We start from the raw sequence: 24,628 nt of genomic DNA, 5'->3' as shown, positions 1-24,628 counted from the left end.
ATATCATGAAAAAACTGTTTGCCACCCTGCTGCTGGGCAGCATGATGGCGGCTGCAGCACTGGCCGTTTCCGCCGAGGAAAGCGGGGCGGTGGTGCTGACCCCCAGCACCGACGGCGCACAGGTCAGCCTGAACCTGCCGTCCGATACCACGCAGGACATCACCACCATGCGGCTGAGCCTCACCGTCACTTCCACCGATCCCCTCGACGCCAAATTTGTCTTTGACGATGCCATTGAGAGCAGCGTGCAGGAGTACCGCTACGATGCGGACAGCGGCCGTCTCAACGTCTATCTGTCCGGGCGCAGCACCCTCTTTGCTGACGGCACCCTGGATCTGGGGCAGGTTCAACTGATCACCCGGGACGGCAAGCCGGCCCAGGCGACCCTCACGGCAGGGGAGGATGCGGTCCAGCTGGTCAATGCGGCCTTCGGTACTCCCGACCGGCCCGAGGTCGCACAGGTCTCGGCGGAGGTTACGGTGGGAGGGGATTCGGACAAACCGTCCGGCGGAGATTCCTCCGGCGACTCCACCCAGAAGCCTGACAGCAATCCCGGCGGCAGCACAAACAACAATGCCGGCAGCTCGGGAAGCTCCGACAGCGGCAATTCTCAGTCCGCCACGGCACAGGAGGATACGGCAAATCCGGCGGCAACACCCGCGCCCGCTGCCCCGAGCGCAGGCGCCTCCTCCCAGAACACAAACGGCGGCAAGGGGACCGCTGCTCCCACCGCCACGCCTTCCGCACAGGAGGCAGGAGGGGAGGACGACGCCGAACCGGACACGCAGCCGGAAGCATCCGCCACCCCGGAACAGACGGGCGAGGAGGAAAAAGCAGCTTTCCCGCTGCGCCTCGGCCTTGTCCTTGGGGCCGCCCTCATCCTGGCGGCAGGGGCAGGCGCAGTGATTTTCCTGCGGCGCCGCGGCTGAGCCATCTGTAAACCGTAAGCCATAAAACAGCAAAGCACCGCCGGTCAGAACGGGATTCCGTCTGACCGGCGGTGCTTTTGTTATGCCTGAATCGTCTACAGACAAAGAAGATCAGGTGTTTGACCAGTTGGGGACCGTGTGCCGGACAAAACCGCCCAGTTCACTGGCGTCGGTGTAGCCGTAGGCAAAGGCCTTGGCCCGCAGAGCGGCATAAAGCTCGGCAAAGGTGGCATAGCGATAGGCAACCAGGAAAATCTGCCCCAGACCGAAGGTGAGCAGACAGAGAAAATCCCATCCGATGAAGGACAGCTCCAGCAGGAAGGAGTGGAACTTTTCCCCCTGCATCATCTGGCGGCTGAGTTCCATGGCCCGCCCGGTGGTAAGGTAGGGATTCTCCGCCATCAGGTAGGGAACCAGACGGTAGGCGTAGGCCCAATAGATGCCGGGAACGATGATAATGCATCCCAGGGCGATTTTCAGGTTGGTCAGGAACAGAACTTTGACCACATTCAGATAAGGAGTGCGGAAGATGCTGAACAGCGTCCCGAAAGGCGCGCCGCCCTGACGGCTTTCCATCATGTAGCGGCAGAGTCCGGCGGAAAGGGGGACGGACACGAAAGTCTGGTAAATGATGCCGATGACAAGGCCGAGCAGAATACTGAACAGGATGACAGTTAAAAGTCCTGTGGCAGCCAGAGAGTCAAACAGCTCATACAGGGTGGGATCGGTCTGATTGCCGGTCCAGACGCTGGGCTGGGACCATTCTTCCCAAAAGGTGGAAGCAGATTCAAACTGACTGGACAGGTTGGAAAAGACGGTGCTTGCGCCGAGGATGCCGGCCACCAGGCAGACGGCGGTACACATCCAGTACCGCCCCGAAAGCGCCTGTTTGGCGTTGCGCTTCAAAAGGCCGCATGTCCACATAATAAAAACCTCCTGTGGGGTCGGCAGCGCGGGTGGGCCGACCGGATTGTTGATCGTTTCATTATACCATGGACCCGGCTAAAAGGAAACCATGCAGCGGCAAAAAGCGAAGGCCCCGCACAAACACGGAGCCTTCGCTCTCATGATGGGAAAATGATAGGGAAAAAGGTTTCCGGAAATGTCAGAATCAGACCTCGGCGCGCCACAGGCCGTGCAGGTTGCAGTAGGCATAGACGGCAACAGGATGCTCACCTTCAGCCAGCAGGAAGTCGGCCTCGGGAGCGTCGCCGGCCTTCAGCCACTTGACGCTGACGCCGCGGTCGGTCTCCAGAGCGAGCCACTCGATGTAGTGCTCCTCAACCATGGGGTGGATCACCGAGCCCACCACAGCGTGGACGCGGTTGCCCTCGACAGTGACGGCAGGCACATGCTTTTCAACGGCGGCATCCACCGAGCCGGGCTGCAGAAGCTGCATTTTTTCGCCGCAGCAGAAAACCGGGACACCGGCATCGTGGAGGTGGAAAACGATGTTGCCGCAATGGGCGCAGCGATAAATTTTCATGATGAAATCTCCTTTCAGAACGTGCAGTACAGTTGTAATTGGTTCAAAAGCCGGAAGGCATCATTTGTTTGAAAGCATATCACAGCGTTTGCTGTGAGCATAGAATAGCATATCAGATGCCATGCTAGATGTTGCCGCAGCAACAAATAAATGGTCAGGGCAGCACGGCGGCCATTGCCCTGGCCAGATGCAGCAGGGCAACGCGGTTTTCCAGTTCAGGCCGGGCGTTGGCGGCGCGCTGCAGTTCCTGCATGAGGCGGGAAATTTTCCGGGCAGGGATGCCCATCCGGGCCAGGTCTGTGCGGCTGACGGGCAGAGGGCGCGGAGAAAGGTGCCTGTCCGGTAAGGCGGACATCCCGAAACCCGCCACCAGTTTTTTCATGGAAAACACATCCTTTCTTCAAGAAAAATGCCGAAGTGAACAGGTCTTTTTCTGTAATTATACCAAAATTTTGGAAAAAGTGTTTATTTTATACTCAAAAAAATATATAATGCTTATTAGACTAGTTTTTCGGCTGCTATTTGCGGAGCTGGCCCCGTGCAGCGGTCAATACGTTTTTGAGGTGACGATTCATGGCGTACTATAACAGCTACAACCCCAAATTGCTGGATGGGGTCAAGCATATCCATTTCATCGGCTGCGGCGGTTCCGGCATGTACCCGCTGATCCAGATTCTCCACACCAAGGGCTATACCATGTCCGGCAGTGATGTGGAGGAGACCAAGATCACCCAGTCCGAGCGTGCCATGGGCATGCAGGTCACTCTGGAACACGATGCCGCCAACATTCAGGGGGCGGATCTCATTGTGTACAGCGCCGCCATCCATGAGGATAACCCCGAACTGCAGGCTGCCCACGCCCATGGCGTTGCCACGGTGGAGCGCAGCGTTCTTTTGGGATATGTCAGCCGCCTGTATCCCCACAGCATCGGAGTGGCGGGCACCCACGGCAAGACCACGACGACCAGCATGATCGTCACCATGCTGGAACTGGCCGGCAAGGACCCTGCCGCAGTGATCGGCGGCAAGCTGCCCCTGATTGACGGCTACGGCAAGGCGGGCAGCGGCAACAGCATCGTCATCGAGGCCTGCGAATACAGCGAGACCTTCCTGCATCTGACGCCCTACATCGGCGTCATCCTGAATATTGACAACGATCATCTGGAATACTACGGCACCATGGGCCGGCTTAAGATGGCCTTCCAGAAGTTTGCGCTGCTGTCCCGGACGGTGGTCTTCAACCTGGATGACCCCAACACCCTGGCGGTGGTCAACTCCATTGACCGCCCGGTGCTGTCCTTCGGCATTGAGCAGGAGGCACGCTTCCGCGCCGTCAACATCAGGGAATACCGTCCCGGCTTCTATGAGTTCGACGTGGAGGAGCTGGAGGCGCACTTTGCCCACATTCGTCTGGGTGTGCCCGGCTATCACAATATTTATAACGCGCTGGCCATGTGCTGCTGTGTCCGTCCCCTGGGTCTGCAGCCCGAGGATGCCGAGCGTGCCGCCGAGAACTTCAAGGGCTCCGGCCGCCGCTTTGAGATCAAGGGCGAGTGCAACGGCGCTGTCATCGTAGATGATTATGCCCATCACCCCACCGAGCTGGCCGCGACCCTCAAGACCGCCCATGAGATGGGCTACAAGCGGGTCATCGCCGTACATCAGCCCTTTACCTATTCCCGCACCAAGAGCCTGATGCAGGACTTTGCCGACGTGCTCAAGACCGCCGATCAGGTGGTGCTTCTGCCCATCATGGGCAGCCGCGAGGTGGATGACGGCAGCGTTCGCAGCGAGGATCTGGCTGCCCGCATTCCGGGGGCTGTGGTGGTCGGCGGCCTGGATGAGGCGGCTGACTGGGTCAAGGCAAACGCCGGGGAAGGCGACCTTGTTGTCTGCATGAGCTGCGGCGACCTGTACAAGGCGGCCGACAAGATGGTGGAGCAATAAGCATTCCGCCCGCGGAAAAGCACAACAGTTTTTTATGAACATCACAACAGGCTGACAGTCGGATGGCTGTCGGCCTGCTTTTTTGTGCTGTCTGTGCACAGCGGACCGTACACCGGGTACAGCCTTAAAAAATGGCCGGCAGCGTGATATCCCTGCAACCAAACGATTGGTTTCCGACACGAATCAGGTGAAAGAGGTGAATCTGTTGAACGTTCAGGAAGTGACCCCTTTTTTTGAAAAGCTGTACGAGGAAACCTGCGACTCGACGCTGCTGTACCTGACCCGCCGCTGCGGAGACCCTGCGCAGATCCCCGACCTGATGCAGGAGGTCTATGCGGAAGTCTACGCGGTTCTGCTGCAGAAAGGACCGGAGTACTTCCGGCGTCCCCGGGCCTTTGTCCAGCATGTGGCCAAGGCCAGACTGTGCCGGTATTATTCCCTGCGCAGGCGGCTGGCCTGCCTGGTCTCGCTGGACCGCTTCGGCACGGAGGATGCCGAAGAAGGCAGCCCGCCCCGGGAGATTCCGGATCAGGACCTGCCGGAAAACCTGGCGGAGGACAAGCTGCTGGCCGGGGAGATTGCCGCAAGGCTCAAGACCTTTCCGGCGGATGTGCAGCGCATTTTTATCTGTCATTTCTGGCTGGATATGCCGCTGTCGCAGACCGCAAAGGCGTTGGGCATGAAGGAAGCAACGGTCAAGTCCAAGCTCTATCGTACGCTGGCCAAATTGCGAGAATTGTATCAAAAGGACGGTGCCGAATCATGAAAGAATCTGATCTGATGCGCAACGCACTTTCGGCCTACGGGCTGGACCGGCAGGCCATCTGCCGGGCGGCGCGCCGGGAAGGCGCTGCCCGTTTGCCGAAAGGAGAACCTGACATGAAAAAACGCAAACTGCCCGTTGCCGTTGCTGTTGTGCTGGCGGCTGCCTGCCTGGGCGGCGGTGTGTACGCTGCCGGGGTGCTGATGGACGCTCCTCAGGCCGCAGAGGCGGTGGGGGAGAGCGACGTGGCCGCTCTGTTTGAGGGGGAAGGTGCCGTTGCCGTCAACGAGACCCAGTCCGATGGGGGCTATGACGTGACGCTGCTGGGCCTGGTGACCGGCGATCATCTCACCGATACCTGGAGCAGCGGCTGGACCGACGGCGAGCCGGACAACGGCACGACCTATGCGGTGGTGGCGGTACGGAAGTCGGACGGCACCCCCATGCCGGAACTGTCTGATGAGAGCGATCCCTTCCGTCTGTCGAACAGCTTTGCCCAGATGCGGCTGGCCATTCCCGATTTGCAGCCTGCCCAGTACTGGCTCAACCCTGAGCGCAGGGATGTGGTCCGGGACGGTGTCCGCTACCTGTTCCTGGGCTGCGATAACGTGGAAATGTTTGCCGACCGGGATGTGGTGCTCTGCGTGTCCACCGGAGGCGCCTTCTATAACACCGAGGCTTTCCGGTTTGACGAGACCACCGGAGCCATCACTGCGGACCCGGACTATGCGGGCGTCAACCTGGTGTTTGATCTGCCGCTGGATGAGGGCAAGGCGGACCCGGAGGCTGCCCGGGCCTGGATCGACGAGTGGAAGGCCGGCGGTCCCGAGCAGGCCGAAACGGCTGAAAATCCCAACGACGAGGAACCGCATGCTGCCACAGACGATGCCATGGAACGGGTTTCCGCCATGACCCCGGCGGAAATCCGTGCGGCAGGTACTTTGCTGGACACTCAGACGGCGGCCCCGGCCGACGGCAATCTTGGCTCCGGCTGGTACTTTGCAGACGGTGCCTATCTGTCCCGGGACAGTTGGACGGAAGGGGAGACGGAGCTCGTCTGGCAGACGAGCTCTGACGGCACCACCGTCACGGCCCAGGTCCTCGTAAAAAATGAGGACGGCACCATGACCAGCGAGATCTGGCAGCTTCCCGCAGCCTGATTCTCCCGGCCAGTCTCCCCAATACGAAAACCCCGCCCCCGCAAAGGCGCAGTCCTGTGCCATGCGGGGGCGGGGTCATATTGGTTTGCGGTGTGTGTTTGCCGCATCAGGCGGCAGCATCAATAGGTCAGGATCAGGCCCTGGTCCTGGGCGTAGAAACTGCACAGTCCGGCGCAGGGAGTAATAAGGACCTCCGCATCCGGCCACTTGGCATGGATGCCGTGCTCCAGCAGGGCGGTGGCCTTTTCGTTGTTGCAGTGGCTGATGCGCACGGTGTGGCTGCAATCAAAGCCGTCCTGGTCCATCTGCTCCAGAATGCGGGCCAGGACACGGGTTTCGCCCCGGGTCTTGTAGAAAAAGTCGATTTTGCCGTCGGGCGTACGGCGGCCCAGCACCCGCATGTTGAGGGCACCGGCAATAAAGCCAACCACGCGGCTGACGCGGCCCGCCTTGGCCAGATTGTCAAAGCTGGCAAGGGCAAACAGGATATGGCCGGAATCGTTGTGGACCGTCAGAGCACGGCAGACTTCCTCGAAGCTGCGGCCCTCGCCGATCAGCCGGTTGGCCAGGCAGGCGGCCTCCGCCAGGGCGCCTGCACAGCTCAGGGTGTCCAGAATAAAGATGTTTTTGTCCGGGTATTCGTCCAGCACCATTTCCCGGGCGCTCTGGGCGGCGTTGTAGCTGCCGGACAGGTTGTGGCTGATGGTGAGGGCAATGACGTTGTCGGCCTGCAAAAACAGCTCTGCCCATTCTTCGGGGCTGGGGCAGGCGGTGGAGCTGCCGCCGTTGTAGTCGGTCATTGCCTGGAGCATCTGCCGGACATTGAGCGTAGGCAGATCGACGAATTCCCGCTCGCCCACGCGGATCTTGAAGGGGACAAGCCCGAACTGCACCCCCGGTGCAAGGTCCTCCATGTGGCGGATCTCGCAGGAAGTGTCGGAAACGATCATCCAGGACATAGCATATGCCTCCTATCTGCACAGCGGACCGCCGGCCCCAAAAGCCACAGGACCGCCTGTCATAATAAAATGCGGTGATGATACGGTGAATTTTTGGAAAACCGGCCCGCTCCGAGGGAAAAATCAAACGGTCGGACAGCAAGACCGGCGGGCAGCCGCATACATCTCTATCTTATAATTATATGCTCTGTGCCGTACCCCGTCAAGCAAAGCCCCAATCCCTGCATATCCCGGAGATCAGCCTGTCCCGCTGCCCGGCACGGAAGCATAAAATGCGGTTTTTTATGATATTTTATGACTTCTCTTGCAATCAGGCGGGGCAGCGACTACAATAAAACTATATGCCTGCCGGGTTTTTACGGGCCGCTGCAGGCGGCTTTTCCCGGCATCGCAACTACATAGAAGGGAAGTACCGAACCATGGCTAATCAACCGATGTCTCTCGGCACGGCCTGCGTGCAGGGCGGCTATACCCCCGCCAACGGCGAACCGCGCCAGATCCCCATCATCCAAAGCACCACCTTCAAGTACGACAGCTCCGACGATATGGGCAAGCTGTTCGACCTGGAGGCCTCCGGATATTTCTATTCCCGCCTGCAGAACCCCACCTGTGATCATGTGGCGGCCAAGCTGGCCCAGCTGGAGGGCGGTACCGCAGCCATGCTGACTTCCAGCGGCCAGGCGGCCAACTTCTTTGCCCTGTTCAACATCTGCAACGCAGGGGACCACATTGTTTCTTCCAGCTCCATTTACGGCGGTACCTTCAACCTGATCTCGGTCACCATGGCCAAGATGGGCATCACCGCCACCTTTGTCTCCCCCGATGCCACGGATGAGGAGCTGGACGCTGCCTTCCAGCCCAACACCAAGGCCATGTTCGGCGAGACCATTGCCAACCCCGCACTGACGGTTCTGGACATTGAGCGCTTTGCCGCTGCGGCCCACCGCCACGGCGTGCCCCTGATTGTGGACAACACCTTTGCCACCCCGGTCAACTGCCGTCCCATCGAGTGGGGCGCCGACATCGTGACCCACTCCACCACCAAGTACATGGACGGCCACGGCGGCACTGTGGGCGGCGCCATCATTGACGGCGGCAAGTTCGACTGGATGGCCCATGCCGACAAATTCCCCGGCCTGACCACCCCCGACGACAGCTACCACGGCATCACCTATGCCGAGCGCTTCGGCAAGGAGGGCGCTTTCATCACCAAGGCCACGGCCCAGCTCATGCGGGACTTCGGCTGCACCCAGAGCCCCATCAACGCCTATATGATCAACCTGGGCCTGGAGAGCCTCCATGTCCGCATGGCCCGCCATTGCGAGAACGGCCAGGCGGTCGCCGAGTTCCTGGCGTCTCATCCCAAGATTGCCTACGTGGACTACTGCGGTCTGCCCGGCAATGCATACCATGCCCTGGCCCAGAAGTACCTGCCCAACGGCAGCTGCGGCGTGGTCAGCTTCGGCGTCAAGGGCGGCCGCGATGCTGCCAAGGCGTTCATGGGCTATCTCAAGACGGCGGCCATCGAGACCCACGTGGCCGATGCCCGTACCTGCTGCCTGCATCCCGCCAGCTCCACCCATCGCCAGATGAACGACGAGCAGCTGGCAGCCGCCGGCGTCAAGCCTGATCTGGTCCGCATGAGCTGCGGTCTGGAGGATAAGGCCGACCTGATCGCCGACATCGCCCAGGCTCTGGACAAGATCTGATCAAAACCGTCCGGCGCGGCGAACGCGCCAAAAGGAGAACCGTATGCCGCTCATCATTCCCAAGGAACTGCCCGCCTATGAGGCGCTGGCGAGCGAGAACGTCTTTGTCATGCGCAAGGAGCGCGCCCAGAGTCAGGAGATCCGCCCGCTGCGTATCCTGATCCTCAACCTGATGCCCACCAAAATCGTGACCGAGACCCAGCTGGCCCGGCTTCTGGCCAACAGCCCGCTGCAGGTGCAGGTGACCTTTCTGCAGACGGCCACCCATCCGGCCACTCACACTCCCCAGGAGCACATGAAAGCCTTCTACAAGACTTTCGACGAGGTCAAAAACGAGCGCTTCGACGGCATGATCATTACCGGAGCCCCTCTGGAGGATATGGACTACGAGCAGGTGGACTACTGGGACGAGCTCTGCCGTATCATGGATTACACCAAGACCAACGTCTACTCCACCATTCATCTGTGCTGGGGTGCGCTGGCGGGGCTGTACTATCATTTCGGCGTGCGCAAGGTGCATCTGCCCCAAAAGATGTTCGGCGTCTTTGAGCACCGGGTCACCCGGCCGTCCAACCCTCTGGTCCGCGGGTTTGACGAGGTGTTCTACGCCCCTCACAGCCGCTGGGCAGGCCTCAATGAGCAGGACATCGCCGACTGCGGGGAACTGCGCGTGCTGGCCCGCAGCGACATTGCCGGGCCCATGCTGCTCTCCACCGATTCCGGCCGCCAGATCTTTGTCATCGGCCATCCCGAGTACGACAAGTATACCCTGGATACCGAATACCGCCGCGACGTGGCGCAGGGCAAGGAGATCAACGTTCCGGTCAACTATTACCCCGACGACGACCCCGACCGGGAACCGCTCTTCCGCTGGCGGGCCCACGGGCATCTTTTGTACACCAACTGGCTGAACTATTACGTCTACCAGAACACCCCCTACGATCTGGCCGAACTGCAGGCCCTCAAGGATTTCCGCAAGGAGCGCAGGGACTGAGTCTGGCAGCCGGACAAAAGCACAAACAAAAAGCAGCAGAGCCGCCGATCCTCAAATGGACCGGCGGCTCTGCTGCTTTTTATGAGGCGCCGAACTGCGAAGAATCCGGCAGCCTGCCTTTATTCAGAGACATTCGTCCTGCCCCGCAGTTTATACGGGACAGCAAAGGGAACACACGCTCAGGCGTTGGCGTGACGCTTGGTGAAGGCCCGCTGGCAAGCCTTGACGACCTCCACGATGGGCAGGACCAGAACCGCCAGCAGAAGGGCGATCAGGTACTCCGGCAGATCGACGGGAGTGAAGCCGAAGGCATTGGCAATGAAGGGAACCTCCAGCACGATGGTGGTCAGAGCCAGGCTGCCCAGCATGGCACCCCACAGCACCAGATTGTGGCTGTGCAGGGTAAAGACGCTCTTTCGCTGGCTGCGCATGTTGAAGCTGTGCACGATCTCGCACATGCTCATGGTCAGGAAGGCCATGGTCATGCCGTCGGGGGAGACACCCTTGGGCATTTCAAAGTATCCCACTTCCATGCAGTGGCCGATAATATAGGAGACGAGGGTGATAATGGTGATGAGGATGCCCTGATAAGCGATATCCACACCCAGACCGCCGGCGAAGATGCCGTCGGACGCCTTGCGGGGCGGGCGGGACATGACATCGGGTTCGGCTTTTTCCATGCCCAGAGCCAGAGCAGGGAAGCAGTCGGTGATGAGGTTGATGAAGAGCAGGTGCACCGGCTGCAGCAGGGTAAAGCCCATCAGCGTGGCAAAGAAGACGCCCAGAACCTCGCTCATGTTGGACGCCAGCAGGAACTGGATGGCTTTGCGGATGTTGTCGTAGATGCGGCGGCCCTCGTCCACGGCATTGACGATGGTGGCAAAGTTGTCGTCGGCCAGCACCATGTCGGCCACGTTTTTGGTGACATCGGTGCCGGTGATGCCCATGCCGATGCCGATGTCGGCGGACTTGATGGAGGGGGCGTCGTTGACGCCGTCGCCGGTCATGGCGGTGACGCAGCCGGCCTTCTTCCAGGCAGTGACGATGCGGACCTTGTGCTCCGGCTGCACCCGGGCATAGACGCCGTAGTTCTGGATGGTCTTGCTCAGCTCCTCGTCGGAGATGTCGTCCAGGGCGGCGCCGGTGATGGCTTGGTCGGGGCTGGAGATGATGCCCAGCTCAGTGGCGATGGCCACGGCGGTATCCTTGTGGTCGCCGGTGATCATGACCGGCCGGATGCCTGCGCTGCGGCATTCCTCAATGGCGGCCTTTACTTCGGGACGGACCGGGTCGATCATGCCGGTCAGGCCGATGAAGCAGAGGTCCTGCTCCAGATAGGCGGGGTCATTGCTGGCGGGACGCTCCTTCCACATGCGGCGGGAGGCGGCCAGCACACGCAGGGCGCGGTCAGCCAGCGCCTTGTTCTCTGCCAGGACGGCGGCGCGCTTTTCGTCGGTCATGGGCAGGACCTTGCCGTTCTCCAGATAGCTGGTGCAGCGGCGCAGGATCTCGTCGGGAGCGCCCTTGGTGTACTGGACAAAGCCGTCAGCGGTCTTGTGGATGGTGGACATCATCTTGCGGCCGGAGTCAAAGGGGGCCTCGTCCACACGGGGCTCGGCGGCTTCCAGCTGGGACTTGGGCAGGCCGAGGGAGGCGGCGTAGGCCACCAGAGCGGCCTCGGTGGGCTCACCTTCGGCTTCACCGGCATCGTTGAGCTTGGCGTCGCTGCACAGGGCCATGGCGGTGGCAAGCGCCTTCTCGTCGTCGCCGGTGTGCTCCACCACGGTCATCTTGTTCTGGGTCAGGGTGCCGGTCTTGTCCGAGCAGATGACCTGGGCGCAGCCCAGCGTTTCCACAGCGGTCAGCTTGCGGATGACGGCATTACGCTTGGACATGTTGGTGACGCCGATGGACAGCACCACGGTGACGACGGTGGCCAGACCTTCGGGAATGGCGGCCACGGCCAGGGATACGGCGACCATGAAGGTGGACAGCACGGTGTCCAGATCAAAGCGGCCGGCGGAGATCAGGTTAAAGACAAAGATGAAAACACAGATGCCCAGCACCAGCTTGGACAGGGTGTTGCCCAGCTGATCCAGCTTTTTCTGCAGCGGGGTCTGCTCATCCTGAGCAGCAGCCAGGGCGCCGGCGATCTTGCCCATCTCGGTATCCATGCCGGTGCGGGTGATGACGGCGCGGCCGCGGCCGTAGACAACGGTAGAGCCCATATAGCACATGTTTTTGCGGTCGCCCAGGGGCACTTCCTTGCCGTCCACCAGGCCCAGGGCCTTGGTGATCTTGTTGACGGGGACGCTCTCGCCGGTCAGGGCGGCCTCCTCGATCTTTAGGCTGGCGCTCTCCAGCAGGCGTCCGTCGGCGGGGACGGCGTCACCGGCTTCCAGCACCACCACGTCGCCGGGCACCAGCTCGTCAGAGTGAAGCAGAACCTGCTTGCCGTCGCGCAGCACCTTGCTGGTGGCGGCGGTCATGCTCTGCAAGGCCTCGATGGCGGCTTCTGCCTTGCTCTCCTGGTAGACGCCCAGGATGGCGTTGAGCAGGACCACGATGAGAATGATGAAGACATCGGCCATGCCCTCGCCCTCAAAAAAGCTGGTCACGGCAGATACGGCGGCCGCCACCATCAGAATGATGAGCATGGGGTCTTTCAGCTGTGCCAGAAAGCGCTGGAAAAGAGTCGGCTTTTCCGCTTCCTTCAGCTTGTTGGGGCCGTGTTCTTCCAGACGCTTGGCCGCTTCGGCAGAGGACAGGCCGTCCGCCGAGCTTTTCGTCTCGGAGAGGATCTCCTCGACGGACTGGATATACTCGTTCATACAAAATCTCCTCCTGATGAACATGGGTATTTTTGTGTAGGATCAAACGAATCTGAGAATGCGCCGTACAGGACAGCAGACCTGTACCTATATAGTATAACAGGAATTTTCCCGTACACCCAAGATGTTAGAGGATGCCAAGCCCGGACAGCAGGGTCTTGACACCGATGAGGATCAGCACCACGCCGCCCGCACGTTCCGCGGCGGCGCGGAAGCGTGCACCGAACACAGCGCCGATCTTGACGCCCAGCGCCGAACAGATAAAGGTGGTCACACCGATCAGGCAGGCAGCGGGCAGGATGTCAACCTCCAGCGCGGCGAAGGAGACTCCCACGGCCAGGGCATCGATGGAGGTGGCGACAGCCAGCGGCAACAGGGCGCGGGGGCCGAAGTCATCGTCCAGGGTCTCGGTTTCGCCGAAGCTTTCCCGAATCATGTTGGCGCCGATGAGGGCCAGCAAAATGAAAGCCAGCCAATACCCCACCTGGGAGATGACGGAGAAAAAGCTGCTGCCGAGGAAGTAGCCCAGGGTGGGCATCAGGGCCTGAAAGCCGCCAAAATAAATGCCGCACAGCAGTGCGTGGGACAGCCGCAGCCTGCGCACCGAAAGTCCCTTGCAGATGGACACGGCAAAGGCGTCCATGGACAGACCGATGCCGATGAGGAACAGGTCGAGTAAAGTCATGCCGCAAAACCTCGCTTCAAATGAATATGGAATCTCCTGATGATGGAAAGGTGAGACCGGCGCAATAAAAAAGCGAGACCTATCTGTGCCGAAGCGTACAGATAAGTCTCGCTGATTAAAACAAAGCCAGGATGGAAATCCCATCCAAGATGTTGGCGATGTTGCGCGGGGGAAACCACGCCAGCTACTCCCTTATGTTGGTAAATACTATAGCACGGCGCGGCGACAAAGTCAACACAATTTCCCGCGGGATTGCACAATGCGGTATTTTGCAGTAGAATATACCAAGATTTATATAAAGACGGGGATTGGGATGTGATCAAACATGCAGTATAAAGTTCTGGCACTGGATCTGGACGGTACGCTGACCAACAGTCAAAAGCAGATCACGCCGCGCACGGAGGCGGCACTGTGCAAGGCTGCGGCACGGGGCGTGCGGATCGTTCTGGCCAGCGGCCGGCCCACGGTAGGCGTACAGCCTTTGGCGGACCAGTTGAATCTGGCCGAAAACGGCGGCTGTATCCTGAGCTATAACGGCGGCCGGATTGTGGACTGCAAGACCGGGCAGACGCTGGTGCAGCATGCATTTCCGCCGGAACTGGTGGAGCCGGTGTGCGACTTTGCCCATGAGGCCGGCATTGTGGCGCTGACCTACGATGCACAGGGCATTCTCACCGAGGACCCGGACAATCCTTACGTGCAGGAGGAGGCCCGCATCAACGGCATTTCGGCCCGTAAAGTGGATGACCTTGCCAGGACGGTGAACTTTCCCATCAACAAGCTTTTGCTGGTGGGGGACCCCGAGCGCATGCCCCATGCCGAGGAACTGATGCAGCAGCGCTTTGCAGGCAAGTTGTCCATTTACCGTTCTCAGCCTTTCTTTATCGAGACCATGCCTCTGGGGGTGGAGAAGGCAGCATCCCTGGCGCTTCTTTTGCGCACCATGGGGCTGTCTGACAAAAACCTCATGGCCTGCGGCGACGGCTGGAATGATTTGCCCATGATCCGGTACGCAGGTCTGGGGGTGGCCATGGGCAATGCTGTGCCGCCGGTCAAATCCGCGGCGGATTACGTCACGGCAGACAACGACCATGACGGCGTCGGCCTGGCGGTGGAAAAATTCATTCTGGAAGAGGAGGTGCCGGGTTGAACCTGATCGTTTTTGACCTGGAATGGAATATCGGGTATCAACCCAAAACCTTCCGCTATCACGGCGCCGAACTGACGCTTCGGGGAGAGATCATCCAGATCGGTGCGGTGCGCATTGATGAGAGCGGCGATATCCTGGATACGTTTGACATGACGCTGCGGCCGCGGATCTTCCGCAAACTGCAGCATCATATTGCAAAAGTGACAGGCCTGTCTCAGGGAGAGATCGACGCGGGCGTGCCCGTTGCCGACGGCCTGGCCGAGTTCATGCGCTGGGCGGGACCCGATGCCGTCTTTGCCGAGTGGGGCCTGGACGATGTGCCCGTCCTCAAGCAGAATCTTTTCCTCTGCGGGCTGGACGAACGCTGGCCGGCAAAATGGTACGATCTGCAGCGGGTATTCCTGCAGAGTCATCCCCGCAAGGAGGGGGAGGGAATGACGCTGGAAAGCGTCGTGGACCGTATGGGCATCGAGAAGGACCAGGCCTTCCATAACGCTCTGGTGGATGCCCTGTACACCGTCAAGGTCTGCCGACTTCTGCCGCTGGGGGAGGCGCTGCGTGCCTATCCCGATGAGGACCAGCTGCTTCAGGAGGCGCTTCTCACCGACCCGGCGGCCAGCTACTACGACGTGCAGATCTTCCGGGACCGGCTGGAGCATGACGACTATAAAAACGATCCGGCACTCTGCTCGGTCAATTGTCCGCTTTGCGGAGCAGCGCTCTCGGTAGGGGAGATCTGGCTCAAGCGAGGCAATACCGGCTACTATACCGAGGCAAAATGCCCCCGGCACGGCACCTGGTTTCTGCGGTTCAAGCTGTCCCGGCGGGATGGTCTTCACTGGAGCTTTGCCCGCTGTCTGGAGGCTGCCCGCCCCGAGACGCTGGAAAAGTGGGAACACCAGAAAGCTCGTATGGAAGCCCGCCTGCGCCGCAAGGAGGAAAAGCAGCAGGCCGAGGCATAATTTGTTGCAGCAAGTCGTTCCGGGGAATGGACTCCCGCCGGAATGGCTTGCTGCTTTTTTATAGAAAATTCTTCCGGCTGCGGGGACTTTGCAGGGCCGTTCTGTCAGGAAGGATAAAAGATATGCCGCAGGCAAAGGCCCGCGGTCAAGTGGATTCCAATGAATGCAATAAAATACAGATCCACAGGCAAAATACAAATTATTGTCATAAAAAAATATTAATCAAAGAATAAAATAAAATATATTTTGCGCAAGATCCTCGCGTATACAGGCGAAAAAATGGAAAAGCGATGTATTTTGCACTGAACGGCAAAAATCGTCCATTGGAAAAGTATTGCTTTTCACAAAAGTGAACGGTATAGTTGTGATTGATTTTATGACGCAGCAATGCCGAAAAGCAAAACTGCGCGCCGAAATTGAATACGGGGTGATCGTGCGTGAAGGAGAACGACAGGTGTATGTATGTCCGCGAATATTCCGAACTCCCCGGCCTGCAGAGGGCCGGGCGGGTCCGGTATGCGCTTGACGGCGGTTCAGGCGTATTTCAGTTCCGGATAACAAGGCAGCCGGAGGGGAAAAATGCGGTGTTCCATCTGGCAGGTGTTTCCGAACGTGCGGCGCAGGATCTTTTGTGCTTCTTATACGAAAACTCGGTCTCGCCGGAACAGGCATTTGCGGTGGCACAGGACAGTATGGAAATGCCGGCGGTCGTATTTGCGGACGACCCTGCCGGCAGGCAGGACAAATTTTGACGGAAGATAAACATGTCGACAGCGGGGGCAAAATGGGACTATGACGAAACCGTCCGAACAGCAAGCAAAGATAACGGCAGTGTTTGCAGATGCAGACCGCGGCCAGCGCGAGGCGATCAAGCTGTATGCTTCGGTCCAGCAGGAGGTCGAGGTGGCGGCAGTTGTATCTGACGGCGAGACGGTGATTGAGCTGCTTCGGGGACTGCATCCCGATGTTCTGGTCATAGATGCCATATTGCCGGGGATGAGCGTATTTGAATTGCTCTCCGCTATCAGCCGCCTGTGCCTGAAAGATCCCCCGGCGGTCATTGTGACATTGTGTACCCCCAGCGATGCGATGCGCAGCAAACTCTTGACATCAGGAGCAGATTTCTTTATCCTAAAGCCATATCGCCTGCCTGCCCTGTTTGAGGCGGCGGCTTATGTGGCCTGTGATGCGCCTGCTGTGCTGGAACGGCGGGCAAGGTCGCACATCAACTGGTATCTGAAGGAACTGCATGCCCCGGCCAATGCCGACGGCACAGCCTATCTGCGCAGGATGCTGATGGAGCTGGTTCTGCACGATGAACTTGCCACAGCGGATGGGCTTTGCCGCAGTATGGCGGAAGCCAGCCGCACCACACCCAACACCATCAGCAAATCCATCGGCAGGGCGATCCGGGAAATCTGGCGTCAGTGCACGCCGGAATACCGTTCCCTGTGTGAGAGTTTTGGCGAAAGCACCGACAAACCGCTGTCCAACATGAAACTGGTCAAAGGCCTGGCCGGGCGTATCCGGTGGGAGCTGAACCTGTAACCGGGCGAAGTGCTGGCCCTGCAGGAGAGGAGCTGGGGAAAGATGGCATCGGAAAAAAGGGAACAGAGCATCGGGCAGGCGCAGGAACAGGCACTGCTTCATGGAGGACTGCGCGGCCGGATGGCAGGTGCATTTTGCACATTGCAGAGCTCTGTGGATGCGCTGCAGCGGTATCTCTTGACCGGCACTACCCCGGAAGTGTATGAGACGGCTCGCGCTATGCTGGAGGAGATGGACCGCCGTCTGGCCATGCTGCAGCGCATCTCAGGAAATGCGGCGGATCTGGCCTGCGGGGTTCTGACTCGCGGAGCAGAAGAACTGGCCCCGCTGGAATTGACGGACTATCTTTCCGAGATCGCTGCCTGTGTCAATGAGGAGCTGACTCTGCGAGGGTTTACAGCACACCTGACGGTCCGGTGGAAGGATGGCCCTTTCTGGGCAATGGCGACTACCGGCCTGGTGGACGGCATTGTCGTGAATCTGATCTCCAACTTTTTGCAGGTTTGTCCCGGCGGCAATATCCGGCTTACACTTGGCCCGGACCGGATACTCCGATATGCGGATGACGGCCCCGGTATGGATGCATCTGCCGCCGCCGCGCTTCTGGAACGGGGCGAGGCGCCGATTTCCCTGCAAAAGAAAGGCTCCCTGGGCCTTTTGCTGGTACGGGAATACGCACTGGCCATGAACTGGTCCGTTCAGGTGGAACCGGCGGAACAGGGGCTGGCCATCCGCTTTGTGCTGCCGGAATTCGAGATGCCGGCGGCCAGATCCTCTCTTTGGGATGCTGCGGCAGAAACGCGCAGCCGTACCTCTCTGTTTGTTGCCCGGCTTACACGGGAACTGGACGGCGTATTTGGCCTGCCCAGGCCTGCGCCCCGGAATATAAAGAAATGAGCAGCTCTGCCGGTGGAGCTGATTTTTACTGTGACTTCCCCAATTTATGAATTGATCCGTCGTCGCCTGCAGGTGGCGGCGGCTTTTTTGGGTTTGTCCCCAAAATGCGGCGGAGTGCTCCGCGCTTTGCCGGAGGACGCCGCGGTGTAAGCCGTACCACCTGAAAAAGAGGAGAAGTGGCTCCGGAAAAACGAAAAAGTGTGTGACTGCGGTGAAAAGACAGGTGACGGCAGACTTTTTTGTTCACATTTGTTTACTTTGGGGTCAAACTATTGTAAAATATCTCTGATATAATTTGTTTGATAACAATTCTTACAGAAATGGTGGTATTGGACATGGCAGTCGTATACAAGCGTGTTCTGCTCAAAGTCAGCGGCGAGGCTCTTGCCGGAGAAAAAGGCGCCGGTTTTGATGAAAATGTCATTGCGTCGATCTGTTCCGGCATTGCCAAGGCGTATCACGCCGGCACGCAGATCGGCATCGTCGTGGGCGGCGGCAACTTCTGGCGCGGCCGTTCCAGCGGCAAGATGGACCGCATGGATGCCGACAAGATCGGCATGCTTGCCACGGTGATGAACGCCCTTGCCCTCAAGGATGCTCTTCGTCAGGCGGGTGTGCCTGCCGTGGTCATGACCAGCGCGGTCATGCCTCAGGTGGCCGAAACCTTTACCAGCGACAAAGCCATTGCTGCGCTGGAGTCCGGCAAGGTGGTGGTTTTCGGCGGCGGCACCGGCAATCCCATCTTCTCCACCGACACGGCTTCCGCCCTGCGCGCGCTGGAGATCAGTGCCGATATCATGCTCAAGGCCACCATGGTGGACGGCGTCTATGACAAGGACCCCCACCGCTATCCCGACGCCGTGCGCTATGATACCCTGACCTTCACCCGCGTACTGGACGAGCGTCTGGCCGTCATGGACATGACCGCGGCGACGCTCTGCCGCGACAATGGCCTGCCCATTCTGGTGTTCGACCTGGCCGATCCCGAGAACATTGCCCGCGCAGTGGCAGGGGAGAACGTCGGCACACTGGTCAGGGAATAACCCCCCGAAAAAGAACCCAAGGCGCTGCAACGCCTGCAGATAAATCAAGTAACAAGAGGTAAGGAGTAACGCTATGAGCAGCACCACAAAGATTTACGAAGAAAAAATGAACAACTGCGTATCCCATCTGACCCGCGAGCTGGGGACCATCCGCGCGGGCCGCGCAAACCCCGGCGTCCTGGACAAGGTCGCAGTGGATTATTACGGCTCTCCCACGCCGGTCAACCAGATCGCGGCCGTGGCTGTGGCCGAGGCCCGCATCCTGACCATCACTCCCTGGGACGGCAAGATGGTCAAGGCAATCTCCAAGGCAATCCAGACCAGCGACATCGGCATCAACCCCATCGATGACGGCCATACCATCCGTCTGGTCTTCCCGGCTCCCACCGAGGAGCGCCGCAAGCAGCTGGCCAAGGATGTACAGAAGCTGGGCGAGGAAGCCAAGATCGCGGTGCGCAATGTTCGCCGCGACGCCATGGATAAGTTCAAGGCCATGAAGAAGGCCGGTGAGCTGACCGAGGACGATCAGAAGAATCTGGAGGAAGAGACCCAGAAGATGACCGACAAGTTCGTCAAGAAGATCGACTCCATCTGCGAGGACAAGAACAAGGAAATCATGGAAGTCTGATCTCAGGCTTTTTGACGCCGGTCCGCGGCGCATCCTGAACGGGAAAGAGGAATCCAGAGGGTACCGCAGCTGCCTTCCCTGAGGCAGAATCCAGCGGGAACCCTGTCCCGGAAATGCAATTTCCGGGGCAAATTCTGTCCTTTCCCGGGCAGTTGCGCGTATGCGGCCGGCGGTTGCCATATCTGGCAAGAACGCGCCGCAGAGCGCATAAGGTATTTGTGAGGGTGGACCCGAGCCGCCCGCGAAAGGAATTCCTGCTTATGAAAACCCGTATCCTGACCGCAGCGGTGGGCCTGGTCGTGCTGGCAATCGTGCTGCTGTTCTTCAACACGATCCTGTTTGACCTGGTACTGGCGGTGGTCTGCCTGATCGGTATCCATGAAGTGTTTGCCGCCATGGGCTTCGGCAAGAAGCAGTGGTATCTGTACGCACTGGCAGTGCCGTATACACTGCTCATCATGCTGTCCTCCAGCGACCCGGTCCGGGCACTGGTTCTGCCTGCCAGCTTTGTGCTGCTGCTGATCCTGAACTGCTGCCTCATCGCTCACACCAAGACCCTGGATTTCGGCAAGCTCAGCGGTTATCTCTACTTCAGCGCCGTCATTGTCATGTGCTTCTACTCGCTGATCCACCTCAAGCGCTGCCTGCCCATTGAAACTTACGGCTATGATGCGGTCTACTTCATTCTGCTGACTCTCTGCTTCGCCTGGGGCGGGGACAGCGCCGCCTATTTTGCGGGTCGGTTTCTCGGCAAACATAAGCTGGCCCCCGTGGTCAGCCCCCACAAGACGGTGGAGGGCGCCATCGGCGGTGTGATCGGCAGCGTATTGCTGGGCATGCTGGCCACAGCGGTTTACAGCGGCGTTTCGGGACGGTTCGTTTTCCTTACGGTGGAAGTCACGGTGGGGCACTATCTGCTTGTGGCTCTCATGGGCGTGATAGCATCGGTGCTGGGCATTCTGGGCGATCTGTTTGCTTCGGCGGTCAAACGCCAGGTGGGCATCAAGGATTACGGAACCATCTTCCCGGGCCACGGCGGTATTCTCGACCGGTTTGACAGCGTCATGTTTGTGGCACCCTTTGTGGCCATCGCCGTGCGGTATTTCTTTTATTTTGTGCGCTGATTTTTCCTGCGCAGGACAGTGAGGGATTGTATCATGCAACAAAACCCGACCAAAACCATTACGCTTCTGGGGTCAACCGGTTCCATCGGCACCCAGAGCCTGGATGTTGCCCGGATGCACGGCTACCGGGTGTTCGGCCTGGCGGCAAACTCTCGCGTGGAGCTTCTTGCCCGCCAGATCGCGGAGTTCCATCCCGCCTATGTGGCGGTGGTGGACCCTGAGGCTTATGACCGGCTGGAGGCCATGCTGGCCGGCCAGCCCGATGCCCCCCGCCTGCTGAAAGGCCCCGAGGGGCTGCGTCAGCTGGCGGCCATGGACGGCCCTGACGTGGTCCTCAATGCCGTTGTGGGCATTGCAGGCCTGGCAGCATCCCTGGCGGCGGTGGAGAGCGGTCATGACCTGGCCCTGGCCAACAAGGAAAGCCTGGTCACCGGCGGTCACCTGGTCACCGATGCCGTGCGCCGGGCAGGCGTCAAGCTGCTGCCGGTGGACAGCGAGCACTCCGCCATCTTCCAGTGCCTGCAGGACGCCCACGCGGCCAAGCGGCTGGAGAAAATCCTGCTTACGGCATCCGGCGGCCCCTTCTACGGCATGACCGCCGAACAGCTGCGGGGCAAGACCAAGGCGGACGCCCTCAAGCATCCCAACTGGAATATGGGGGCCAAGATCACCATCGACTCGGCCACCCTCATGAACAAGGGCCTGGAACTCATCGAGGCCGTCTGGCTGTTCGGTCTGCCGGAGGATAAGATCCAGATCGTGGTCCAGCGGGAGAGCGTCATCCATTCGGCGGTGCAGTTTGCCGACCACTCGGTCATCGCCCAGATGGGAGTGCCGGATATGCGCATTCCCATCCAGTATGCCCTGACCTGGCCCGACCGTCTGCCCAGCCCGGTGCCGGAGCTGGACTTTGCCTCCATGACAAAGCTGACCTTCGGCACGGCGGATGAGGAGACCTTCCGCTGCCTGGCCGCCTGCAAAAAGGCCATCCGCAAAGGCGGTCTGGGCCCCTGCGCCGCCAACGGCGCCAACGAGGAGGCGGTGCGCCTCTTCCTGGAGGATAAGATCGGATTCCTGGACATCGGCCGTCTGGTGGAGGGCGTTGTGGACAGCGACAGCTTCGGCGGCGACTACACCCTGGCCGATGTGTACGAGTGCGACAAAATGGCCCGCAGCTATGTGCTGAGCCATATCTGAGACAATTCTGCGCCATTTGGGCGCTGGAAACCACGAGGTGCTTCATGACGACGGTGCTTACCCTTGTCGTATCAATTCTGGTGTTTGGTGTTGTGGTGCTTGTGCACGAGTGGGGCCACTTTATGGCGGCCCGGCGCAGCGGCGTGCACGTGGATGAGTTTTCCATCGGCTTTGGCCCGGCCATCTGGCAGCGGACCAGGAAGGGGACCGTGTACAGCATCCGCGCTTTCCCGCTGGGGGGCTACAATGCCATGTCCGGCTATTCGGAAGACTCCGACGCCGAGACGCAGGCCCCTGTCAAACGCCCCAAGGACGCACCCCTTCTGCCGGCCGCCATGGACGGCAAGACCTATCCCGAAGCCACCGCGGCCCAGCGGTTTTTCATCATTGCCAGCGGTGCGCTGATGAATTTTGTGCTGGGCTTTGTGCTGCTGGTTGCCCTGGTCTGTACTCAGGACGCCATCACCAGCAAGATCATTTATGATTTTACCGACGGCGCCCTCTGTGCCCAGACCGGCCTGCAGGCCGAGGACGAGATCCTCTCGGTCAACGGGCATTACTGCTTTACTGCCAATGACATCATCTATGAGCTGCAGCGCGCCGAAAATTACACCGCCGACTTCACCGTCCTGCGGGACGGCAAGGTGGTGCATCTGGATAACGTGCAGTTCGGCACCACCACCGACGAGAACGGCAAGACCTCTATGGTGCTGGAGTTCTCGGTCTACGGCATTGCCAAGACGCCCAAGACGGTGGTGCGGGCCGCCTTCAACAACTTCATGTACTATGCCCGGGTGATCCTGCGCAGCTTTGTGGATATGGCTATGGGCCGTGTCAGCCTGCACGATATGTCGGGGCCGGTGGGCATTGTCAGCGCCATCGGGGAAGCGGTGCAGTACGGTCTGGCTGATGTGCTCAGTTTGGCGGCGCTCATCACCGTCAACCTGGGCATCTTCAACCTGCTGCCCATTCCGGGACTGGACGGCTGCAAGCTTTTGTTCATTGCCATTGAAGGCGTTTCCGGCAAAGCCGTGCCGGAAAAAGTTCAGGCGGTGGTCAACGGTGCGGGCATCATTTTGCTGCTTTTGTTTATGCTGCTGGTCACCTTCCAGGACATCACCCGTATTTTCTGAACGGTGAAAGGAGAAAACGATGCGTAAACTGAAAAAGGTCGTCAAGATCGGAAACATTGCCATCGGCGGCACCAACCCCGTTGCCGTCCAGACCATGCTCAACGTCCCTGTCAAGGACATCGCGGGCAACGTGGCCCAGGCCAAACGAGTGGCCGAGGCCGGCTGCCAGATCGTGCGCGTCACCGTCCCTGCGCCGGAGGATGCAGCGGTGGTTGCCGCCATCAAGGAGGCAGTGGACATTCCGGTAGTTGCGGATATCCACTTCAACTACAAGGCAGCCCTGGCGGCCCTGGATGCCGGCGCGGACAAGATCCGTATTAACCCCGGCAACATCGGCGCCGATGAAAACGTCAAGGCGGTGGCGGATGCCTGCAACGCCAAAAACGTGCCCATCCGCATCGGCGTCAACGGCGGCAGCCTGGAAAAGCATATCCTGGCCAAGTACGGCGCCCCGGTGCCCGAGGCCATGGTGGAAAGCGCCCTGTATCACATCCGCCTGCTGGAAAAGCACGACTTTGACAACATCGTCGTATCCATCAAGTCCTCCAATGTGCCCCGCATGATGGCGGCCTACCGCCTTTTGAGCGAGCAGTGCGACTATCCGCTGCACGTGGGTGTCACCGAGGCCGGTACCGCCCGGATGGGCCTTATCAAATCGGGCATGGGCATCGGCGGCCTTTTGATGGAAGGCATCGGCGACACTCTGCGGGTTTCCCTCACCGATGAGCCGGAGCAGGAAGTCCTGGCCGGGTATGATATCCTGCGTGCGGCGGGCTTTGCGGTGGCAGGACCCGAGATCATCAGCTGCCCCACCTGCGGCCGCACCCAGTATCCCATGACCGACATCGCCAAAAAGGTGGAAGCCCGCCTCCAAGCTGACCACTTCAAAAAGCCGCTGAAGATCGCTATTATGGGCTGCATCGTCAACGGCCCTGGCGAAGCCTCCGACGCCGATATCGGCATTGCCGGCGGCAAGGACGAGGCGCTGCTCTTCATCCGCGGGGAGAAGGTCCGCATGCTCAAGGGTGACGCCGACGCCATCGTCAGCCAGCTTGTGGAGGAAATTTACAAGCTGTAACGCCCGTTCCCCGACACCGGAAAGGACCCCGCCATGGAACTCTTTCAGATTCTCTTTGACCTGCTCATGGCCGTCAGCCCGCAGTTTGCCGCGGCGGTTCTGGTGCTGTGTACACTGCTGTTCGGCTTTTGCAGCTATGTCTTTTTTGACTCGGCCAATCCGGGGGGAGGCATTGTCTTTCTCATTCTGGCACTGATCACGCTGATTCTGTTTGTGTGGTCGGTGCGGCAGAACCGCTTTGACGGAAAAAAGAAAGACAAAAACAAAAGGTAATTCCTTTCCCGAACCGGATGTTATGCCCATGAGAAAAAAGCCGTTCCTCCTTTGGAAAACATACATAGAATAGCGGTTTTCCTCCCTCTGGACCTCGGGAGAGGCGGGGGAGGAAAACCGCAGTTTGGCAAA

Annotated in this window: 24 protein-coding genes; 18 read left to right on the top strand and 6 right to left on the bottom strand. The window is 59.6% G+C overall.

Features of this window, described 5'->3' with window-relative positions; all coding sequences use genetic code 11:
* The first annotated feature begins 5 nt into the window (after positions 1–5).
* On the top strand, positions 6–929 hold the full coding sequence (locus INF35_RS03095; RefSeq protein WP_193500062.1) for a hypothetical protein: 924 nt from the start codon (positions 6–8) through the stop codon (positions 927–929).
* 111 nt (positions 930–1,040) lie between these two features.
* Here INF35_RS03095 and INF35_RS03090 read toward each other — a convergent pair whose 3' ends face one another.
* From INF35_RS03090 to INF35_RS03080, 3 genes are all read right to left on the bottom strand, one after another.
* Positions 1,041–1,853 carry a DUF975 family protein gene (locus tag INF35_RS03090; protein ID WP_193500061.1) on the bottom strand — a complete coding sequence of 271 codons (813 nt, stop codon included), beginning with the start codon at positions 1,851–1,853 and terminating at the stop codon, positions 1,041–1,043.
* A gap of 187 nt (positions 1,854–2,040) precedes the next feature.
* Complete coding sequence (locus INF35_RS03085) at positions 2,041–2,415, bottom strand: desulfoferrodoxin family protein (RefSeq protein WP_193500060.1); 375 nt, start codon at positions 2,413–2,415, stop codon at positions 2,041–2,043.
* Positions 2,416–2,569: 154 nt separating this feature from the next.
* Positions 2,570–2,797, bottom strand: a complete 228-nt coding sequence (locus tag INF35_RS03080) for a hypothetical protein (protein ID WP_193500059.1) — start codon at positions 2,795–2,797, stop codon at positions 2,570–2,572.
* Positions 2,798–2,988: 191 nt separating this feature from the next.
* Here INF35_RS03080 and murC point away from each other — a divergent pair, with 191 nt between their 5' ends.
* The 3 genes from murC (at position 2,989) to INF35_RS03065 (ending at position 6,285) form a co-directional block, all read left to right on the top strand.
* Positions 2,989–4,362, top strand: a complete 1,374-nt coding sequence (gene murC, locus INF35_RS03075; RefSeq protein ID WP_193500058.1) for a UDP-N-acetylmuramate--L-alanine ligase — start codon at positions 2,989–2,991, stop codon at positions 4,360–4,362.
* Positions 4,363–4,567: 205 nt separating this feature from the next.
* Positions 4,568–5,128, top strand: coding sequence for an RNA polymerase sigma factor (locus tag INF35_RS03070; RefSeq protein WP_193500057.1), 561 nt, complete (start codon positions 4,568–4,570; stop codon positions 5,126–5,128).
* Complete coding sequence (locus tag INF35_RS03065) at positions 5,125–6,285, top strand: hypothetical protein (protein ID WP_193500056.1); 1,161 nt, start codon at positions 5,125–5,127, stop codon at positions 6,283–6,285. Before INF35_RS03070 ends, INF35_RS03065 begins: the two co-directional genes overlap by 4 nt.
* A 119-nt stretch (positions 6,286–6,404) precedes the next feature.
* Here the strand turns inward: INF35_RS03065 and INF35_RS03060 are convergent, their stop codons facing one another.
* On the bottom strand, positions 6,405–7,244 hold the full coding sequence (locus tag INF35_RS03060) for a DegV family protein (RefSeq protein WP_193500055.1): 840 nt from the start codon (positions 7,242–7,244) through the stop codon (positions 6,405–6,407).
* A gap of 434 nt (positions 7,245–7,678) precedes the next feature.
* On the opposite strand from INF35_RS03060, the gene INF35_RS03055 reads away from it, so the two are divergent.
* On the top strand, positions 7,679–8,953 hold the full coding sequence (locus tag INF35_RS03055) for an O-acetylhomoserine aminocarboxypropyltransferase/cysteine synthase family protein (RefSeq protein ID WP_193500516.1): 1,275 nt from the start codon (positions 7,679–7,681) through the stop codon (positions 8,951–8,953).
* A gap of 43 nt (positions 8,954–8,996) precedes the next feature.
* Positions 8,997–9,947, top strand: coding sequence for a homoserine O-acetyltransferase MetA (metA, locus tag INF35_RS03050; RefSeq protein ID WP_193500054.1), 951 nt, complete (start codon positions 8,997–8,999; stop codon positions 9,945–9,947).
* A gap of 179 nt (positions 9,948–10,126) precedes the next feature.
* On the opposite strand, the gene INF35_RS03045 is transcribed toward metA, so the two are convergent.
* Positions 10,127–12,778 carry a cation-translocating P-type ATPase gene (locus tag INF35_RS03045; RefSeq protein ID WP_193500053.1) on the bottom strand — a complete coding sequence of 884 codons (2,652 nt, stop codon included), beginning with the start codon at positions 12,776–12,778 and terminating at the stop codon, positions 10,127–10,129.
* Between the two features lie 127 nt (positions 12,779–12,905).
* Entirely contained in the window at positions 12,906–13,463 is a 558-nt protein-coding gene (locus INF35_RS03040; RefSeq protein ID WP_193500052.1) for a manganese efflux pump MntP, read from the bottom strand.
* A 325-nt stretch (positions 13,464–13,788) separates the two neighbouring features.
* Between INF35_RS03040 and INF35_RS03035 the strand changes: the two genes are divergently transcribed.
* The 12 genes from INF35_RS03035 (at position 13,789) to INF35_RS02980 (ending at position 24,496) form a co-directional block, all read left to right on the top strand.
* Positions 13,789–14,613 (top strand): Cof-type HAD-IIB family hydrolase, encoded by an 825-nt coding sequence (locus tag INF35_RS03035; RefSeq protein ID WP_193500051.1) that lies wholly within the window; start codon positions 13,789–13,791, stop codon positions 14,611–14,613.
* A complete protein-coding gene (locus tag INF35_RS03030; RefSeq protein WP_193500050.1) occupies positions 14,610–15,575 on the top strand; it encodes a 3'-5' exonuclease in 966 nt (321 codons plus the stop codon). The genes INF35_RS03035 and INF35_RS03030 overlap by 4 nt, the downstream gene beginning before the upstream one ends.
* 458 nt (positions 15,576–16,033) lie before the next feature.
* A complete protein-coding gene (locus INF35_RS03025; RefSeq protein WP_193500049.1) occupies positions 16,034–16,327 on the top strand; it encodes a hypothetical protein in 294 nt (97 codons plus the stop codon).
* Positions 16,328–16,367: 40 nt separating this feature from the next.
* Positions 16,368–17,123, top strand: a complete 756-nt coding sequence (locus INF35_RS03020; RefSeq protein ID WP_193500048.1) for a response regulator — start codon at positions 16,368–16,370, stop codon at positions 17,121–17,123.
* Positions 17,124–17,165: 42 nt separating this feature from the next.
* The gene (locus tag INF35_RS03015) at positions 17,166–18,020 is read left to right on the top strand and encodes a sensor histidine kinase (protein WP_193500047.1); all 855 of its coding nucleotides are present in this window, start codon (positions 17,166–17,168) and stop codon (positions 18,018–18,020) included.
* A 335-nt stretch (positions 18,021–18,355) separates the two neighbouring features.
* Positions 18,356–19,063 (top strand): UMP kinase, encoded by a 708-nt coding sequence (gene pyrH, locus INF35_RS03010; protein WP_193500046.1) that lies wholly within the window; start codon positions 18,356–18,358, stop codon positions 19,061–19,063.
* A gap of 73 nt (positions 19,064–19,136) precedes the next feature.
* Entirely contained in the window at positions 19,137–19,691 is a 555-nt protein-coding gene (gene frr / locus INF35_RS03005; protein WP_193500045.1) for a ribosome recycling factor, read from the top strand.
* Positions 19,692–19,951: 260 nt separating this feature from the next.
* Positions 19,952–20,815 carry a phosphatidate cytidylyltransferase gene (locus INF35_RS03000; RefSeq protein WP_193500044.1) on the top strand — a complete coding sequence of 288 codons (864 nt, stop codon included), beginning with the start codon at positions 19,952–19,954 and terminating at the stop codon, positions 20,813–20,815.
* Positions 20,816–20,848: 33 nt separating this feature from the next.
* Entirely contained in the window at positions 20,849–22,012 is a 1,164-nt protein-coding gene (gene dxr, locus INF35_RS02995) for a 1-deoxy-D-xylulose-5-phosphate reductoisomerase (RefSeq protein ID WP_193500043.1), read from the top strand.
* A gap of 44 nt (positions 22,013–22,056) precedes the next feature.
* On the top strand, positions 22,057–23,145 hold the full coding sequence (locus INF35_RS02990; protein WP_193500042.1) for a M50 family metallopeptidase: 1,089 nt from the start codon (positions 22,057–22,059) through the stop codon (positions 23,143–23,145).
* A gap of 19 nt (positions 23,146–23,164) precedes the next feature.
* Entirely contained in the window at positions 23,165–24,223 is a 1,059-nt protein-coding gene (gene ispG, locus INF35_RS02985) for a flavodoxin-dependent (E)-4-hydroxy-3-methylbut-2-enyl-diphosphate synthase (RefSeq protein ID WP_193500041.1), read from the top strand.
* Between the two features lie 33 nt (positions 24,224–24,256).
* Positions 24,257–24,496 (top strand): hypothetical protein, encoded by a 240-nt coding sequence (locus INF35_RS02980; protein ID WP_193500040.1) that lies wholly within the window; start codon positions 24,257–24,259, stop codon positions 24,494–24,496.
* The last annotated feature ends 132 nt before the right edge of the window (positions 24,497–24,628 follow it).

It is taken from the genome of Gemmiger gallinarum, assembly GCF_014982805.1.
Classification (GTDB): domain Bacteria; phylum Bacillota; class Clostridia; order Oscillospirales; family Ruminococcaceae; genus Gemmiger; species Gemmiger gallinarum.
The sequence above is the reverse complement of the archived record's forward strand: the minus strand, read 5'-3'. Positions and strand labels throughout refer to the sequence as shown.